Raw genomic sequence first — 588 nt, forward strand, 5'->3', positions numbered from 1 at the left:
TGTTGTTGGATTATGCTTACCTGTGAACGTAAAGCTATCTTGAACATTAGTAGTTGGAGTATCCTCTCCCGCTCCTTCAAATGTAACAGTTTGTTTAGTTGGTTTTGACACATCATTTACGATTGGCACGTAAATGATTGGGGTATCTCGTGAAATACGATCTGGATCACCTTCATCATTTGGTTCAATCGTTTTATCAACTATATTGTAACCCCAAGCTTGAGGTTGTTCTTCCTTAATTTTGTATCCAGCTGGAGCATCTGGAATTTTAGTTTCTGATGCTTCTTTAGGATTCCACGGATTATTTTCATAAGTCTTAGATACTGAACCTGGAATAACATTTCCCGCTTCATCTACTTGGATAATTTTTCCTAATGGTTTATACACAACGTGATCTGTTACTTCTGGTTGATCCGGAGTTACTGTCTTAGATCCAGCTTCTGTCTTATCAGAGTAGTAACCGTCTACAACTGGAACAATCAATTTTCCATACGTATGACTAGATTCATTCCATGTTGTTGTATTTGTTGTTGGATTATGCTTACCTGTGAACGTAAAGCTATCTTGAACATTAGTAGTTGGAGTATC

General features: G+C 37.2%; 1 protein-coding gene. It reads right to left on the minus strand.

The annotated features are described in order from the left end of the window. On the minus strand, positions 1-588 hold a 588-nt coding region (locus tag ADH81_RS11210; protein WP_049527962.1), incomplete at both ends, for a mucin-binding protein.

This window comes from Streptococcus pseudopneumoniae (assembly GCF_001072925.1).
GTDB classification, from domain to species: Bacteria; Bacillota; Bacilli; order Lactobacillales; family Streptococcaceae; genus Streptococcus; species Streptococcus pseudopneumoniae_Q.